Genomic DNA, 15,254 nt, shown 5'->3' with positions numbered 1-15,254 from the left:
GCTCTTACCGAACTGACTTCAGCTGCTGCACGCGCGCTTCGGCCTGGGCGCGGTCGAAGCGGTGCACGCCGTCGCTGGCGAGCGCTTTTTCGTAATACGTCAGCGCCGCCGGATACTGGCGCAACTGGTCGAGGCTGACCGCCAGGTTGAAGGCGTAATCGCCGTTATCCGGTACGCCGCGCCAGGCTTCGAAGTAGGCGGCCTGGGCATCGTTCCAGCGCATCTGCTCGGCGTAGAGGTTGCCGAGTGTCTGGTAAAGCTGTGGGCTGGGGTCGCGTTCGATCAGCGTTTTCAGGCGGCTTTCGGCTGCCTGGCTGTCGGTGTTGCCGAGCAGGTCGAGCAGGACGCCCTGGGCGGCGGCATTGCGCGGGTCGAGATCGAGCACGTCGCGATACAGGCGCTGCGCGTCGGCCTCGCGATCTTGCATGCTGGCGATCGCTGCCAGTCCCAGCAGCGCATCCACACTGCGCCCGCGGGCGACAGCCTGGGTGTAGAGCCGCTGTGCCTCGGTCAGGGCGCCGCGCCGATAGGCGGCGTAAGCCTGGTCGAGCAGGGCGGTTTGCACATCGGGCTGGAACAGCGGCAGCGCGGCGGCGGGGGGGCGCACGGGTTCGGCTGTGCGAGGGGCGCTGGGTGCAGGCGCGACCTCGGCGGACGTCCCGGCCGCGGAAGCGGGTTGCGACAACGCGGGTGAAGCGGGCGCAGGCGCGGGTTCGGCGACGGTCTGGATCTGGATCGCTGGAGCGGGCTCGGCAGCGCGATAGACTGGGGTGACGGGTGGCGCAACGGACGCTGCGGCGGTTTCAGGCGCGGAAGGGCGCGCGACAGCAGCCGGAGGCTGCAGGGCAAGGTAAAGATAAATCCCGTAGCCCAGTGCGACCAGCACGGCCAGCAGGGCGGCGAGCGGCACCAGCGAGGGTTGTGGCCAGCGGAAAGTCGGTGTGCGACGTGGCTCGGGTGTGGCCCCGCTGCTGCCGAGCAGCAAGTCCGGCGGCCCGACCCATTCGCGCACCTGGGCCGTGCCGGGCGCGCCCACGGGTTCTAGTTCGAGGTCGTCCTCATCGCGATTGCCGGGTCCGGACTTGTCCGCATTGGCAGCTTCGGCCAGTTTCAGCGCTTTGAGCAGCAGGCTCAAGGCGTGCTCCGAGCAGCGCCGGGAAGCAGGCGCTGGAACTGGCGCAGTTCATCGCTTTCCAGCGTGGGGTTGGACACCACGATGGGGCGCAGGAAAATCACCAGCTCGGTCTGGCTGTTGATGCGCTCGTGCTGGCCGAATACGGCGCCGATGCCTTCCGGGCGCGACAGGCCCGGCAGCCCATCGCGCGCGTTGTTGCTGTCGTCCTGGATCAGTCCGCCGAGCATTACCGTCTGGCCGCTACGGACTTGCAGCAGCGATTCCATTTCGCGCACCTGAATGACGGGGACGAGATTGGCGACATCCTTTAATTCAGGATTGGGGTCGGACACATCGCCCACCTTGCGCGAGATGGTGGGGCGCACGGTGAGCGAGACCATGCCGTTTTCACTGATCTGCGGCAGCACCGACATCACGATGCCGACCGGGACAGCGCGCGCTGTGGTCGTGTATACGGCTGGCGACGTTAGAAATCCGCCTGAGTAGCTGGCGGGGGTGACTTCGACTGAGAAATACACCAGATTGTTGACCACTTTCAGCATCGCGGTCTGGTTGTTCAAGGCCATCAGTTTGGGGCTGGAAAGCACTTTGGTGTTGCCATAGGACTCCAGCAGGTCGATCGCCGCGGTGAAGCCGTTACTGCCCGTATTCGTGTAGGTGGCCTGGATAAAAGGCGTCAGCGAGCCGGCCAGTGCATTGGTGCCGCCGCCGAGGGTGTTGATGGCCCAGCCGGTGGTGTTTTGCAGGGCTTTCGACCAGTCGATGCCGGCACGGTATTGGTCCTTCAGGCTGACCTCGACGATGGTGGCCTCGATCAGCACCTGGCGTTGTGATGCGTTGGAAACCGTGTCGAGATATTCGCGTACGAGCCGGTGCTGGCGTTCAGTTGCAAAAACCGAAACTGTGCCCGCGACGACATTCACAATGACCTCGCGCTCGCTATCGCCCAGTTGTGGCATGGCACTTTGCGGAATGGCAGCGCGAACTCTCTGCGTATCCTTCCAGCGGTCGGCGATCTCGGCTTTGTCATTTTTCTGATAAAGATCCCGCAGGTAGGCGTAATCGGCCAAGGCGGCACGCTCTATACGTTCTTCGGATTTCTTGTTCTCGATTTTGGTGGCATATAGAATGTTCACAAGATTGTCTTTAAGTTCAACCCAGTAGTCGTTGTTCGAGGTGGTGATGACGCTGGTATTGGAGTTGTTTCCCGTGGATGCGGCATCCCCACCGGTTTGAGCGATATCGCTGGAACCTGTAGCGGCGATTTGCGAAGCGACACCAATGCTCGAAGCCGTATTACGCGATAGGTTCACGTAATTCATTTTGTAGGTTTTCAGGTAGGGCGTGTCCGGCATGATCGACACGGTGCGGCCGTTCATTTCGTAGCGCAGATCGGCCTGCCGCGCGATGCGCTCGAGAATGGCGGGAAGCGGTTCCTGCACGGCATTGAGCGAGACGTTTCCGGAAATCCCCGGATGCAGGTCGATGTTGTACTGGGTGTCGCGCGCGATGGAAAACAGCAGGTCTTTCACCGGCACGTCGTTGACCACCACGGTATAGGTCGGCACCGGTACGCCCGGCCTGGGCGGAGCCAGCGCAGGCGCTGCCTTCACTGGCGCGGGCGGCGGGGCGATCGGCATCGCGGGCTGGGTGGACTGGCCGATGTGGCCAGGCGAGGTGTCGAACGCCTGCGGCGGCACGCATCCTCCCAACAGTACGAGACCAATCAGCATCAGGCCCGTCGATACAGAGTGTTTCAACACAGCATTCATCATCCTGTTGGCAAGACTACGGTGCGCATTTTGCCGACCGTGCGTAGAAACGGTGTGCTCCCGGGCGGGGCGGCCAATGTGCGCAGGACCGTCATCGCCGTCTCGCGGTCGGGAAACTCGCCTGCCAGGATCATCCAGGCGGGCGCGCCTCGGCTCAGGCCGTGCAGTACTCGAACCGGCTGCGGCGTGGCGGCGCTCAATCTCCCCAATAATACGGCTGCCTGCGCCGCTTCTTTAGCCGAGGCGAGCTGGATGACATGGGTGTCGGGCGCGGCGGTGACGAGCCAGCGCCGGGTTTGCCGGGCCAGGTCGGCGACGTCGGGGGGAGTGGCTGCGGCGGAAGGTCGAGCGCTCTGGGGCGGGGAGGCCGCGGGTAGCGAGGCGGATGGCGACGGCGCCTGCCAGGCGACAAAGGCCAGCAGGCCCAGCGCGGCCGCCAGCCCGGCGCTCAACCACGCCCAGCGCAACCTGTGGCGCGTGGCGGGCTGCTGTTGGAACGGCTGCATTTCTGCGTCGCCCGCCGCCGCCTCAAGATGGGCCGGAGTAAGCGTATGGGTTTGCCCGGCATAGGCCGCCAGCAGGGTTTTGTCGGCCAGCACATTGATGCGGCGCGACAGGCCACGGGAAAGCCGGGTCATGCGCACGATCAGTGCCGGCGCAAACAGGTCGGGGCCGCGATAGCCCGCCACTGCCAGCCGTGCGCGCAGGTAGGCGGCCACTTCGGATTCGGTCAGCGGCGACAGATTCAGGCTCAGGGTAATGCGGTCCTTCAGCTGGCGGATACGCGGATCGGCCAGCAGCGCATCGAATTCGGGCTGGCCGAACAGCACGATCTGCAGCAGCTTGTCGGTAGCCGTTTCCAGATTGGTCAGCAGCCGCAGGAATTCCAGATTGTCGAGCGCGATGCCCTGTGCTTCCTCGACGAACACCACAACGCGCCGCCCGACCGTGTGGCGGGCCAGCAGCGTGGTATTGAGTTGCGCCAGTCGGGCCTGTCGTCCGCTCTCCGGCGTGTCGACCCCCAGGTCGGCCAGGATCGCCGCCAGCATATCGTCGGGTGGCAGGGTGGGGTTGCCGAGATAGACGCTGTCGACGCTGTCGGGCAGCTGGGCGACCAGCTTGCGGCACAGCATGGTCTTGCCGCTGCCGACTTCGCCCACTACCTTGACGATGCCCTCGCCCTGACCGATGGCGTAGAGCAGCGCGGCGAGCATTTCCCCGCGTTGGCCACCTGCATACCAGTACTCGGTATTCGGCGTGATGCGGAAGGGCGCTTCCTTCAGGCCGAAATAGTCAAGGTACACAGAGGCTTATTCGCTGCCGTACGTCTGCATGCGGCTGTATAGCGTGGTGCGGTTGATGCCCAGCAGCTTGGCCGCCTGCGACAGATTGCCGTGGGTCATGTTGAGCGCGGCCTCGACGTAGGATTTTTCCCACTGGCGCAGGGTGACGTCGAGGTTGAAGTTGGCCAGTGTCTGCAGCTGCTTGCGCGCCAGTTCGATCAGCGCTTTGCCGTCGCTCGCCAGCGGGATTTCCTGCGGGAAGGCCTGGTCGGTATCGAGTTCGTCTTCCAGCTGCTGGGCGTTGACTGCCATCCCGGGATATTTGGTGGTCAGGCGGATGGCGATGTTGCGCAGTTCGCGCACGTTGCCGGGGAAATGGTAGTCCGCCCACATCTGCTGCGCGCGGGCGTCGAGCGAGAACGGCTGGCTCCTGGCTTCGCGGGCGTAGAAATCGCGGAAGTGGTTGAGCAGGGTGAGCTTGTCCTCGCCCATTTCGCGTAGCGGCGGCACCGCGATGGAGAACACCGAAAGCCGGTGGTAGAGGTCGGTGCGGAAGTGGCCGGCCTTGACCTCGGCGCGCAGGTCGCGGTTGGTGGCGGTCACCACGCGGGCATTGGAAAAGCGCGGCTGGGTTTCGCCGACGCGCTGGTACTCGCCGTTTTCCAGTACGCGCAGCAGCTTGGCCTGCAGTTCCAGCGGCAGTTCGCCGATTTCATCGAGGAACAGCGTGCCGTTTTCGGCTTCCTCGAAGTAGCCGGCACGCGCGCTGGTGGCGCCGGTGAACGCGCCCTTGGCGTAGCCAAACAGGGTGGGCTCGACCAGGGTCGGTGAAATTGCCGCGCAGTTGAGCGCCAGATAGGGTTTGGCCGCGCGCGGCGACAACTGGTGCAGGCTGGAGGCGACGCGCTCCTTGCCGCTGCCGGATTCGCCCTCGATCAGCACCGGAAAGGGCGCGGCGGCGTATTGTTTGATCTGCTGGCGCAGCTTGTCTATCGCCGGGCTGTCGCCGACGATGCCGGAATCCTTGGTCGGAGCGGGAGCCTTGTCGGCAGTGCGCTCGGCATTCTGTACCAGCAGGGCGTTGAACAGCAGGGACTTCAGTCGTTCGGGCTCGCACGGCTTGGCGACGAAATCGATGGCGCCAAGCGCGCGCGCGTGCCGCGCGTTGGCTTCGTCGCTCTGGCCGGACAGCACCAGGATCTTGATGCTGGGCGAGATGCCCAGCAGATCGGCGATCAGGGCAAAACCTTCGTCGGGCTTGTGCGGCTGCGGTGGCAGGCCCAGATCCACCAAGGCCAGTTGCGGCGGCTCGTCCAGCTGCATCAGCAGGCTTTTCACCTGGGCGCGCGACTCGGCGGCCGAAATGTCGAAGTCTTTGCTCAGCACATAGGTGAGCGTATCGGAAATCAGCGGATCGTCGTCGACGATCAGCAAGCTAGGCTTATTGGTTTGGACCACATACCCTCCTGGTCGAATGGCGCCGAACCCGCGCTTGCTCCATACATGCGGAGGGATTGTTATACGCGTGTCGGATTTTCGACGATTGTGCCAGAGACCTGATGAAAGTTAAACAGGCATGGGTCGGTTGGACGAGGGGAATGTCGCAAGTCCGGTTTCGTTTGCGGCGGCGGGTCAGCTGCTCACGGGCTCGGAGGTGGCGCGCATCCAGCCTATCGAGCGCTCAATCGGGTTGCCCAAGGCGATGAACTTACGTTCAGGCATGTCGTGAACCTGAAAGATCTGGCCGGGCATGAAATGGACCGGATCGATAATCACGCTGTCGCCGCTGCTGCTTGCCAGCCACAGGCAAGCGTGCGGCTGGCTGGCGCTGCCGTTATTGTGTCCGTTTACGGCATGGCCCAACGTGGAGGTAGCGTGCAGCATGGCCAGCGTGGGTATTTCGGCCAGCGTTTCGATGCCGACCGAGCTGGTGTCGTCGTTGACGCGCGACAGGCGGCGCACGACGCCGATTTGCCATGTGCTGGCTTCATGCGGCTTGATGCCGACCAGGGCCCCGACGTGCAGCCAGTCCTTGTCGCGCGATTCGACAATGGCACCGTAGCCGCATTCGCTTTCATCGTGCATCACCCAGCGCTCGACGTCGGGCGAGGCTGCGATGGCCGGAACACGCATGTGCGAGACGCGCTCACGGGTGCGCTCGGTGATGAAGCCGTACACATGCACATCGTCGGCCTCGTTGTAATTGAGTCCGGTGCCGTAGGGCGACACCCTGGCGGGCGTATTGATGGCCTTGATCTGGTTGACGATGGCGTTGAGGCCGTGCGTCACATCGACCAGCCGCTTGATCGATTCGCGCGGGGCGCGCCGCTGTTCGCGGGTGGCCAGCGAAGACCACTGGCACTGCAGGTGCTCAAGCAATTCGAGACTTTCGGTCGTGCGGGCATTTTCCGTCAGTTCCTGTTGTGCGGGGGTGTTGCCTTGCTGCAGGGCGGTTTGTATTGCCTGCAGTTTCTGCTGCAGGGCGGACGTGGTCCAGAAACGCAGGGGTTTGTCCGGTTCGGGTTTGCGCACCCGGCGTGGGCCGTGGTCGGCCGACAGATCGACGACAAAATTGTGGATATCGGGGTCGAAATCGCTATCCAGCTGGAGCATCCCGTGCCAGCTGGGCAGCCAGCGGTCGAGCAGGTCGAGCTGCTTGGGGTAGAGCGTGCCGGAATTGGCCAGGTTCAGCATCAGAATATGCAGGTGCGCCGTTTCGCAGCTGCAATCGGACGCGTCTTCGGCGTAAGCCCGCTGCGGCTGCCGATGGAAGCCGCCGGTTTCGGCGATGCGGTAAAGATTGTGCAGTCGTAGCCAGAATTTCTCGCCTGCCGGTAGATAGCGTATCGCCCGCCATTTCAGCAACTGGCCAAAGGTGCGGATGGCGCGCAGGGTGATCGGCGGGACCACTTTATCGGTCTGGTTTCTGTTCGTTTCGTGGGTAAGGTGCAGCACGAAGGTGTGATAGCCGCGCGCAATTTCCCAATACTGGTCGTACACGGCATGCCAGAGCCGACTTTCCTGCACCCGCGACATGCGTGGATTACGAAGATACTGGTGCACCAGCGTGTCCTGCAGGTCGCGCGATTTTTCATCCAGCAGCATGAAGATGGCCAGACGATCTTTCGTGTATTGCGCCGAGTTATCGTTGAAGCGCTTGAGCGCATGGAATATGACTTGCTGACACTTGAACGCGTCACCGATGGGCAGGTTTTCAACCCAGCGCGTCGCCGCCTTGATGCTGGTCAGCGGATCGTCGACCCGTTTGCCGAAAGGCGTAAGGCGAGTGAGTTGCGAGACGAATTTATCGGCCAGTGAGTTCATGATGTCGCCCTATTTGGGAACAATGCGATTCTCAGATACTTTAACGTTAACGGTTAGTTGAGCAAATTCTGTACCCGCTCATCAGGCCAGCTTGCCCTGCACCCAGGCCTGCACCGAGGCGAGCGCCGCCGTCAGCTGCCCCGGCTCGCTGCCGCCCGCCATCGCCAGGTCCGGCTTGCCGCCGCCTTTGCCGCCGACCTGAATGGCGACGAAATTCACCAGTTCGCCGGCCTTGATCCTGCCGGTGACGTCAGGCGTTACCGCGGCGATCAGGCTGACCTTGCCGTCGGCGACGGTGCCCAGCACCAGCGCGCAGGACTTCAGCTTGTCGCGCAGCTTGTCGGCGGTCTCGCGCAGGCCCTTGGCGTCGATGCCGTCGAGCTGCGCCGCCAGCACCTTGATTCCCTCGATGTCGACGGCCTGGTTGGCGAGGTCGTCACCCTGGGTCGAAGCCAGCTTGCTCTTGGCCCCGGCGAGGTCGCGTTCGAGGCGGCGCACCTGTTCGAGCAGCGCGTTGACGCGGCTGGGGATTTCGCTGCGTACCACCTTGAGCGTACCGGCTACGCCGCCCAGTGTCGATTCCATGCCTTGCACGTAAGCAAGCGCATTGTCCCCGGTCACCGCCTCGATCCGGCGTATTCCAGCGGCGACGCCGCCTTCGGCGATGATGGTGAAAAAGCCGATATCGCCGGTGCGGGCGACGTGGGTGCCGCCGCATAGTTCGCGCGAGCTGCCGATATCGAGCACGCGCACCTCGTCGCCGTATTTTTCGCCGAACAGCATCATCGCGCCAGTCTTCTGCGCGTCCTCGATGCCCATCACGCGCGCCCGGATGGCGGTGTTGGCGAGGATTTCGGCGTTGACGCGCGCTTCCACCTCGCGGATCTGTGCGTCGGTCATCGGGGTAGACTGAACGAAGTCGAAGCGGATCTTGTCGGCATCCACCAGCGAGCCTTTTTGCTGCACGTGCTCGCCCAGCACCTCGCGCAGCGCCTTGTGCATCAGGTGGGTGGCCGAGTGGTTGCGCATAATGCGCGCGCGCGTGTCCGCGTCGACCTTGGCCAGCACCGGTTCACCGACCTTCAGCGCGCCGGCTTTGACGATTCCATGGTGCCCGAACACTTGCGCCTGGATTTTCTGCGTGTCCTCGACTTCGAAGCAGCCGCTGGAACCCTGCAGCACGCCGCGGTCGCCGGCTTGGCCGCCGGATTCGGCGTAGAACGGTGTGTGATCGAGCACCACCACGCCGACTTCGCCTTCGCGCAATTCGCTGACGGCACTGCCGTCGCGATACAGCGCAAGCACCGTGGCGTCGTGCGCCAGCGTGTCGTAGCCGTGGAAGGTGGTTGCCGCGCCGGCATATTCCAGCCCGGCGCCGAGCTTGAACTTGCCGGCTGCGCGTGCCTGGTTCTTTTGCCCCTGCATGGCGGCGTCGAACGCGGCGATATCGACGCCGATGCTGGCCTCGCGGCAGATGTCGGCGGTGAGGTCGAGCGGGAAGCCATAGGTGTCGTGCAGCTTGAATGCCAGCTCGCCGTCGAAGGTGCCGCCGGGGGGCAGCGTCTTCAGCGCGGCTTCGAGGATGCCCATGCCGTGCTCGATGGTCTCGAAGAAGCGTTCCTCCTCCTGCCGCAGGATGTCCATCACACGGTCCTGCGCCTTGGCCAGTTCCGGGTAGGCCTTGCCCATCACCGCCACCAGATCGGGCACGATGCGGTGGAAAAAGGCCGCGCGCGCGCCCAGTTTATAACCGTGGCGGATGGCGCGGCGGATGATGCGGCGCAGCACGTAGCCGCGGCCCTCGTTGCCGGGAATGATGCCGTCGACAATCAGAAACGAACAGGCGCGGATGTGGTCGGCGATGACCTTGAGCGAGTTGTTTGCAAGATCATTCGTCCGGGTCTCGCGCGCGGCGGCGGCGATCAGTGCCTGGAACAGGTCGATGTCGTAGTTGGAATGCACGTGCTGCATCACCGCCGAAATGCGCTCCAGCCCCATGCCGGTGTCGACCGACGGCTTCGGCAGCGGATGCATGATGCCGGCCTCGTCGCGGTTGAACTGCATGAATACGTTGTTCCAGATCTCGATGTAGCGGTCGCCGTCCTCGTCGGGTGAACCGGGCGGGCCGCCTGCCACCTCAGGCCCGTGGTCGTAGAAGATTTCGGTGCAGGGGCCGCAGGGGCCGGTGTCGCCCATTGCCCAGAAGTTGTCGGAGGCGTAGCGCGCGCCCTTGTTGTCGCCGATGCGGACGATGCGCTCTTTCGGCACGCCGATGTCGTTATGCCAGATGTCGTAGGCTTCGTTGTCTTCAGCGTAGACCGTGACCCAGAGTTTCTCGGCCGGCAGCTTCAACACGGCGGTGAGAAATTCCCAGGTGTACTTGATCGCCTCTTGCTTGAAGTAGTCGCCGAAGCTGAAGTTACCCAGCATCTCGAAGAAGGTGTGGTGGCGCGCGGTGTAGCCGACGTTCTCCAGGTCGTTGTGTTTGCCGCCGGCGCGTACGCAGCGCTGCGACGACACCGCGCGGGTGTAGGGCCGCGTGTCCTGGCCGGTGAACACGTCCTTGAACTGCACCATGCCGGCGTTGGTGAACAAGAGGGTGGGGTCGTTGCCTGGCACCAGCGGGCTGGATGGCACGATGGTGTGGCCCTTGGAGGCGAAGAAGTCGAGGAAGCTCTGGCGGATGGCGCTGCTTTTCATGGTGGCGGGATGGATTCTGGCGTGAACGTCGGACAATTGGAGATTGTATCCGTTAAAGTTCCGGCCTTACAGGCAGCAGGGACAGGGAAAATGAGCGACGACGACGTGCTCGCGGCGATGCGGCAATGGATTGAAAAGGCGGTAATCGGGCTGAACCTGTGCCCGTTCGCCAGGGCGGTCTACGTGAAGAACCAGGTGCGCTTCGTGGTGAGCCATGCGCCGCATCTGGACGGCCTGCTGGAAGATCTCGACCGCGAGCTGGATTTTCTGGCTGCCGCCGACCCCGAGGCGGTCGACACGACACTGCTGATTCACCCGACACTGCTGCCGGATTTTCCCGATTTCAACGATTTTCTGCAGCTGGCCGAGGCGGCGGTAGGCGAGAACGAACTGGAAGGCGTGATTCAGCTCGCCAGTTTTCACCCGCACTTCCAGTTCGAGGGGACGGCTCCCGACGACATGGGCAACTTTACCAACCGTGCGCCGTTTCCCACCCTGCACCTGCTACGCGAGGCGAGCATCGAACGCGCAGTGGCGATCTTCCCCGAAGCGGAAACGATTTATGCGCACAATATCGAGACACTCGAGGCGTTGGGTCATGCAGGGTGGAATGCCCTGTGGGCGCGACCACCCAGGCAGTAGCGCCTCATGTCCGGTAGCGCTGCCGCGAGCGGGTAGGGGTTAGCCGCCGCAGCTGCCGCAGCAACTGCCGCTCGCATGGGGTTTCCGCGCCTCTTCGACCAGCACGCCGGCCTTGTTGAGCACCGCCACCAGTTCCGCCCGGGTCGGCGCATCGTCGTCGATGCGGGCGTACAGGCGCGCCGGCGCGTCGAGAAACGACACCTCGTGCACGCCGGGGATCGCCTTCAGGCTTGCGCCGGCGCGTTCGGCTGTTTCGGCGTTGATGGGGATGGCGATATCGAGAATCTCGGTTTTCATGTCTGCTCCTTGGTTAAGAAAAATCAGATGTTTTCGGTAAGCCTTGCATACAGGCTCGGCAGCACGCGGGGCAGCATCGCCGCATCGCGCACCACCACATAGCCCGCCGCGCCGAACAGGTGCGGCAGGTAATCTCCGGCCGTCTCGTCGATGGTCACGCAAAATGGCGTGAGTCCCAGGCGACGCGCTTCAATGATTGCTATGCGGGTGTCTTCGATCCCGTAGCGGCCTTCGTACTTGTCAAGGTCGTTCGGCTTGCCGTCGGTCAGGATCAGCAGCAGGCGGCGCGCCGTTTTCCGCGTCGACAGGATTGCCGTCGCATGGCGGATCGCAGCGCCCATGCGCGTGTAGTAGCCGGGCTTGATGGCGGCGAGGCGGCCGCGAATCTGGTCATTGTAGCGCTCGTCGAATCCCTTGAGCAGGTGAAAACGCACGTTGTCGCGGCGCACCGACGAAAATCCGTACAGCGCAAAGCGATCGCCGGTCGCCGCCAGCGCTTCGCCGAACAGCATCAGGCTGTCGCGGATCACCTCGATCACGCGCGCCGTGTTGTTGACCCAGGCATCGGTCGAAAGCGACAGATCGGCCAGCAGCAGGCAGGACAGGTCGCGCTGCTGCTGGCGGCTGTCGACATACAGCCCCGGCTCGGACGTGCGTGCCCCGCCTGCCTTGTCGGTAGCAAAGCGCACACAGGCGTCGATGTCGAGGTCGCTGCCGGACAACTGGGCGCGCAGGCGCGTACGCTGGGTGGTGAGCGCCTGGAATTGCTGACGCAGGCGCTTGGCCGGCGCGCGCAGGTCAAGCGGCAATGCGCACGGCTCGGCATCGCGCGCGAGCAGCATCTGCAGGCGGCAATGCGCGGGCAGAAGCTGCTGCTTGCGGCAGTCCCATTCCGGCAGCAGGATGCCGTCGGCCAGTATCAGGTCGTCGTCGGCCTCGGCCGGCAGATCGAGGTCGAAGCGCACCCGGCTGGCCGCGGTCTGGTCGTCGTCGGCGATGCTGAGGATGTCGAGGTCGTTGGCGGCCTTTTCCGCGTGCTCGTTTTCATCTTCGTCGAGCGGACGGTCGACCTTGATGAATTCGGCCCAGGAAAACAGGCTTTCGGCGCGAAACAGCAGCATGAAGGGGTTGGTCGCCTGCGGCATGTCGACCCGCTCAGCACGCCGCTTGCGCTTGTCGCGGCTGTCTGTCGACCTGGAATCGGGCGGCGGCGGCGCCTTGTCGCCGGCCTGGCGCTGCTTGCCGGGGCCGCCGGGCGGCTGTGGGTGCAGCCATAAGGATACGGGTGCCGGTGGCAGTTTGCCCGGCTCGAAGGTTTCGACCGAGCCGGGTTCGTTCAACGCGGCGCGAATCGCCTCTTCCGCAGCCCGCTCCGGCCCGTTCAGTCTGGCCGGGTCGGGACGCAGGGCGAGCGCGGCAGCCACCAGTTCGCGATAACGCCGGGCCAGACCCGGCAGCGCATCCAGGGTCGCGCGGGTGGCCTGCTGGTTGCGCACAATCCACGCTGCATCGGGCGCCACGTCGTGCGCGGCCAGCGCCAGCAGCCACAGGTACAGCTCGCGGTTCTGGGCGCGTTCCGGGAAAACGTCGATCAACGCGGGCAGGTAGAGTGCGCTGTCGTCGGTCCAGGCCAGCTCCTGTTTTTCACCGACGCCGGCCACGCGCTCAAGCCATTTGCGGCGCGCGCCGTGCGCGGTCGCGGTGCCGGTACGCAGCGTCAGGCCGGCGTCGCCGCCGAGGGCGCGAAAGAAGACCGGTGCAATGCGTTCGATTTCCTTCAGATCGATGCGCGCTTTCGGAAAGCCGCGATACGCGGTACGCGTGATCAGTTTGTCCCACAGGTTGCCGACGAACTCTTCCATGCTATCTCTGTGCCTTCGCGACGACGTTGACGACGTGCCTGACCGGCGCGGCGCGGGCGGCGCGGACGTTGAACGCGGCCTCGGATTCGGCGCGCAGGTCGTTCACCCAGTTCAGCAGCGAGCCGTTCGGATTGCCCTCCATCGTATGGTCGCAGGCATCGACGCACTGGCCGCACTGCACGCAGGCGAACATCATGCGCTTGACGTTGCGCGGATTCAGGCGCATCGGGCACACATGGTCGCAGGCCGAATAACAACTCGAGCAATCCTTGGCACGCTCGCGCTTGAAGCCGATCACCATCGCCTTGTCGTTGCTCATCCACGCCAGGCTCTGGAACAGCCCGACTGCACAGGCATAGCGGCAGAACAGGTGGCGCGCAAACATGAATTCAACGAAGAAAGCGACGCCGCCCGCGCCCAGGAAAATCGCCTGATTGCGCGTCAGCGTGCCATGCCAGAGGTTGCCGTACACCTCGGCCGGCGGCAGCAGGTAGGTCAGCAGCACCACGGCCCACAGCATCGCACAGGCGATGACCAGCGGAATCACGGCAAACCACCATAGCGCGTCGCGACGGGTTTCGCTGCCATCGGGGTTACGCGCCGGCTGCGGCTTCTTCTCCCACAGGCTTTGCTTGCCGATCGCGCGTCGCAGCGTCTGGTTGATGGTTTCGACGATCGAGAAATGCGGGCAGAGCCAGCCGCAATAGAGGCGGCCCCATTTCCAGCTGACGTAGATCAGCGTGCCGCCAACCGCGAGCAACGGCAGAAAGCCGCGCAGCACGATGTTCAGCGAAGCCTCGCCGACCGAAGCGCGGCCGACGAGGAAGTCATCCAGCCCAAGCGTCCAGTCGAAGCCGAACAGGATGAAATGCTTGAGATTGAGGTCGAGCCGGAAAATGTCGAAGATCGGCGCGCACACGAACAGGATAAGAAATCCGACCTGGGTCAGTTGGCGCCAGCGCTGTACCGGCACCCCAAGCCAGCCGCGCGTTTTGCGCGCAACGCCGGCACGGATTGCGGAAGCCGCCTGGGCCTGGACGCCTACCACGTGCGGCGTCCCAGCAGGGGATAGACAAAGGTCTTGCCGGCGATCGCACGGGAAAGGCCAAGTACGCCCAGCAGCACCAGCATCGCATGGCAGCACAGCACGTACAGCACCAGCAGCACCCATGTCGCCGGGTGGTCGAGGCCGGCGGCCAGCACGATGATGGCCGGCACCATGGTCAGCAGCAGGCCGGCACCTATGCTGGCCGTCACGGTCTGGCGCAGATGGCAACGGGTGAGCGGGTTGGCGCTCGCGCGATGCCGGTAGGCGAGCCCCAGCAGGAGCAGAAATGCCAGACCGGGCGCCAGCAACAGGTTGATCAGGTAGAGCACTTCGGCCTGCACCGCATGCGTGCGCGGGTCGCGGGGATCGTTCATTGCCCGAAGGTCGCCTTGATGACTTCGAGCAGGGCTTGTGCCGTGTCGGGATCGTCGGTCAGCGGCTCCACCAGCGCCGCTTCGCAGGCGGCGACCGGGTCGCAGCCTGCGCCGATCAGGCTTGCCGCATACACCAGCAGCCGGGTTGAGGCGGCTTCTTCCAGATCGTGATCCTTGAGCTGCCGGAAGTGGCCGGCCAGCGTGACGAGTTGCGTGGCCAGCAACGGCGCGGCGCCGGTTTCGGCAATCACGATCTTTTGCTCCAGCGCGGCCGGCGGAAAGCCGAAATTGATCGCGACGAAGCGCTGGCGCGTGGACGGTTTCAGGCTTTTCAGCAGGTTCTGGTAGCCGGGATTGTAGGACACCACCAGCATGAACTCGTCCGGCGCGTGCAATTCCTCGCCGGTGCGCTCGATCGGCAAAATGCGCCGGTCGTCGGTCAGTGGGTGCAGTACGACCGTGGTGTCCTTGCGCGCTTCCACCACTTCGTCCAGGTAGCAGATGCCGCCCTGGCGCACCGCGCGTGTGAGCGGGCCATCCGACCATACCGTCTGGCCGTCGCCGATCAGGTGGCGTCCCACCAGGTCGGCTGCGGTCAAGTCGTCGTGGCACGACACCGTGATCAGTGGACGCGTCAGGCGCGCCGCCATGTGCGCGACAAAACGCGTCTTGCCGCAGCCGGTCGGGCCCTTGATCAAGAGCGGCAGGCGGTTGCGGAAAGCGTATTCGAACAGCGCGCACTCGTTGCCGACGGGCTGGTAGAAGGGGACATTCAGGGTGGCCGCCAGGCCGGGTGTGGTGAGGTCGTTCATGGGAT

Annotated in this window: 12 protein-coding genes; 1 reads left to right on the top strand and 11 read right to left on the bottom strand. The window is 64.2% G+C overall.

What is annotated here, in order from left to right:
• Window positions 1–4: 4 nt before the first annotated feature.
• From ACZ41T_RS05320 to alaS, 6 genes are all read right to left on the bottom strand, one after another.
• Window positions 5–1,135: a tetratricopeptide repeat protein gene (locus ACZ41T_RS05320; protein ID WP_464923438.1), complete on the bottom strand. Its 1,131-nt coding sequence runs from the start codon at window positions 1,133–1,135 to the stop codon at window positions 5–7.
• Window positions 1,132–2,868, bottom strand: a complete 1,737-nt coding sequence (gene mshL / locus ACZ41T_RS05315) for a pilus (MSHA type) biogenesis protein MshL (protein WP_464923437.1) — start codon at window positions 2,866–2,868, stop codon at window positions 1,132–1,134. The genes ACZ41T_RS05320 and mshL overlap by 4 nt, the downstream gene beginning before the upstream one ends.
• A 38-nt stretch (window positions 2,869–2,906) precedes the next feature.
• Entirely contained in the window at window positions 2,907–4,211 is a 1,305-nt protein-coding gene (locus ACZ41T_RS05310; RefSeq protein ID WP_464923436.1) for an ExeA family protein, read from the bottom strand.
• Window positions 4,212–4,217: 6 nt separating this feature from the next.
• Window positions 4,218–5,648, bottom strand: coding sequence for a sigma-54-dependent transcriptional regulator (locus ACZ41T_RS05305; protein ID WP_464923435.1), 1,431 nt, complete (start codon window positions 5,646–5,648; stop codon window positions 4,218–4,220).
• A gap of 174 nt (window positions 5,649–5,822) precedes the next feature.
• Window positions 5,823–7,514, bottom strand: a complete 1,692-nt coding sequence (locus ACZ41T_RS05300) for a hypothetical protein (protein ID WP_464923434.1) — start codon at window positions 7,512–7,514, stop codon at window positions 5,823–5,825.
• Between the two features lie 81 nt (window positions 7,515–7,595).
• Window positions 7,596–10,214, bottom strand: coding sequence for an alanine--tRNA ligase (alaS, locus tag ACZ41T_RS05295; protein WP_464923433.1), 2,619 nt, complete (start codon window positions 10,212–10,214; stop codon window positions 7,596–7,598).
• A 90-nt stretch (window positions 10,215–10,304) separates the two neighbouring features.
• Here alaS and ACZ41T_RS05290 point away from each other — a divergent pair, with 90 nt between their 5' ends.
• A complete protein-coding gene (locus tag ACZ41T_RS05290) occupies window positions 10,305–10,856 on the top strand; it encodes a DUF1415 domain-containing protein (protein WP_464923432.1) in 552 nt (183 codons plus the stop codon).
• 39 nt (window positions 10,857–10,895) lie between these two features.
• Here ACZ41T_RS05290 and ACZ41T_RS05285 read toward each other — a convergent pair whose 3' ends face one another.
• The 5 genes from ACZ41T_RS05285 to ACZ41T_RS05265 are packed head-to-tail and all read right to left on the bottom strand — an operon-like array spanning window position 10,896 to window position 15,249.
• The gene (locus ACZ41T_RS05285; RefSeq protein WP_464923431.1) at window positions 10,896–11,153 is read right to left on the bottom strand and encodes a hypothetical protein; all 258 of its coding nucleotides are present in this window, start codon (window positions 11,151–11,153) and stop codon (window positions 10,896–10,898) included.
• A 23-nt stretch (window positions 11,154–11,176) separates the two neighbouring features.
• Window positions 11,177–13,015, bottom strand: coding sequence for a nitric oxide reductase activation protein NorD (locus ACZ41T_RS05280; protein WP_464923430.1), 1,839 nt, complete (start codon window positions 13,013–13,015; stop codon window positions 11,177–11,179).
• A gap of 1 nt (window position 13,016) precedes the next feature.
• Window positions 13,017–14,063, bottom strand: a complete 1,047-nt coding sequence (locus ACZ41T_RS05275; protein ID WP_464923429.1) for a 4Fe-4S binding protein — start codon at window positions 14,061–14,063, stop codon at window positions 13,017–13,019.
• Window positions 14,057–14,437, bottom strand: coding sequence for a hypothetical protein (locus ACZ41T_RS05270; protein WP_464923428.1), 381 nt, complete (start codon window positions 14,435–14,437; stop codon window positions 14,057–14,059). The genes ACZ41T_RS05275 and ACZ41T_RS05270 overlap by 7 nt, the downstream gene beginning before the upstream one ends.
• Window positions 14,434–15,249, bottom strand: coding sequence for an AAA family ATPase (locus ACZ41T_RS05265; protein ID WP_464923427.1), 816 nt, complete (start codon window positions 15,247–15,249; stop codon window positions 14,434–14,436). The genes ACZ41T_RS05270 and ACZ41T_RS05265 overlap by 4 nt, the downstream gene beginning before the upstream one ends.
• Window positions 15,250–15,254: the final 5 nt, after the last annotated feature.

It is taken from the genome of Thiobacillus thiophilus (assembly GCF_055378705.1).
The sequence above is the reverse complement of the archived record's forward strand: the minus strand, read 5'-3'. Positions and strand labels throughout refer to the sequence as shown.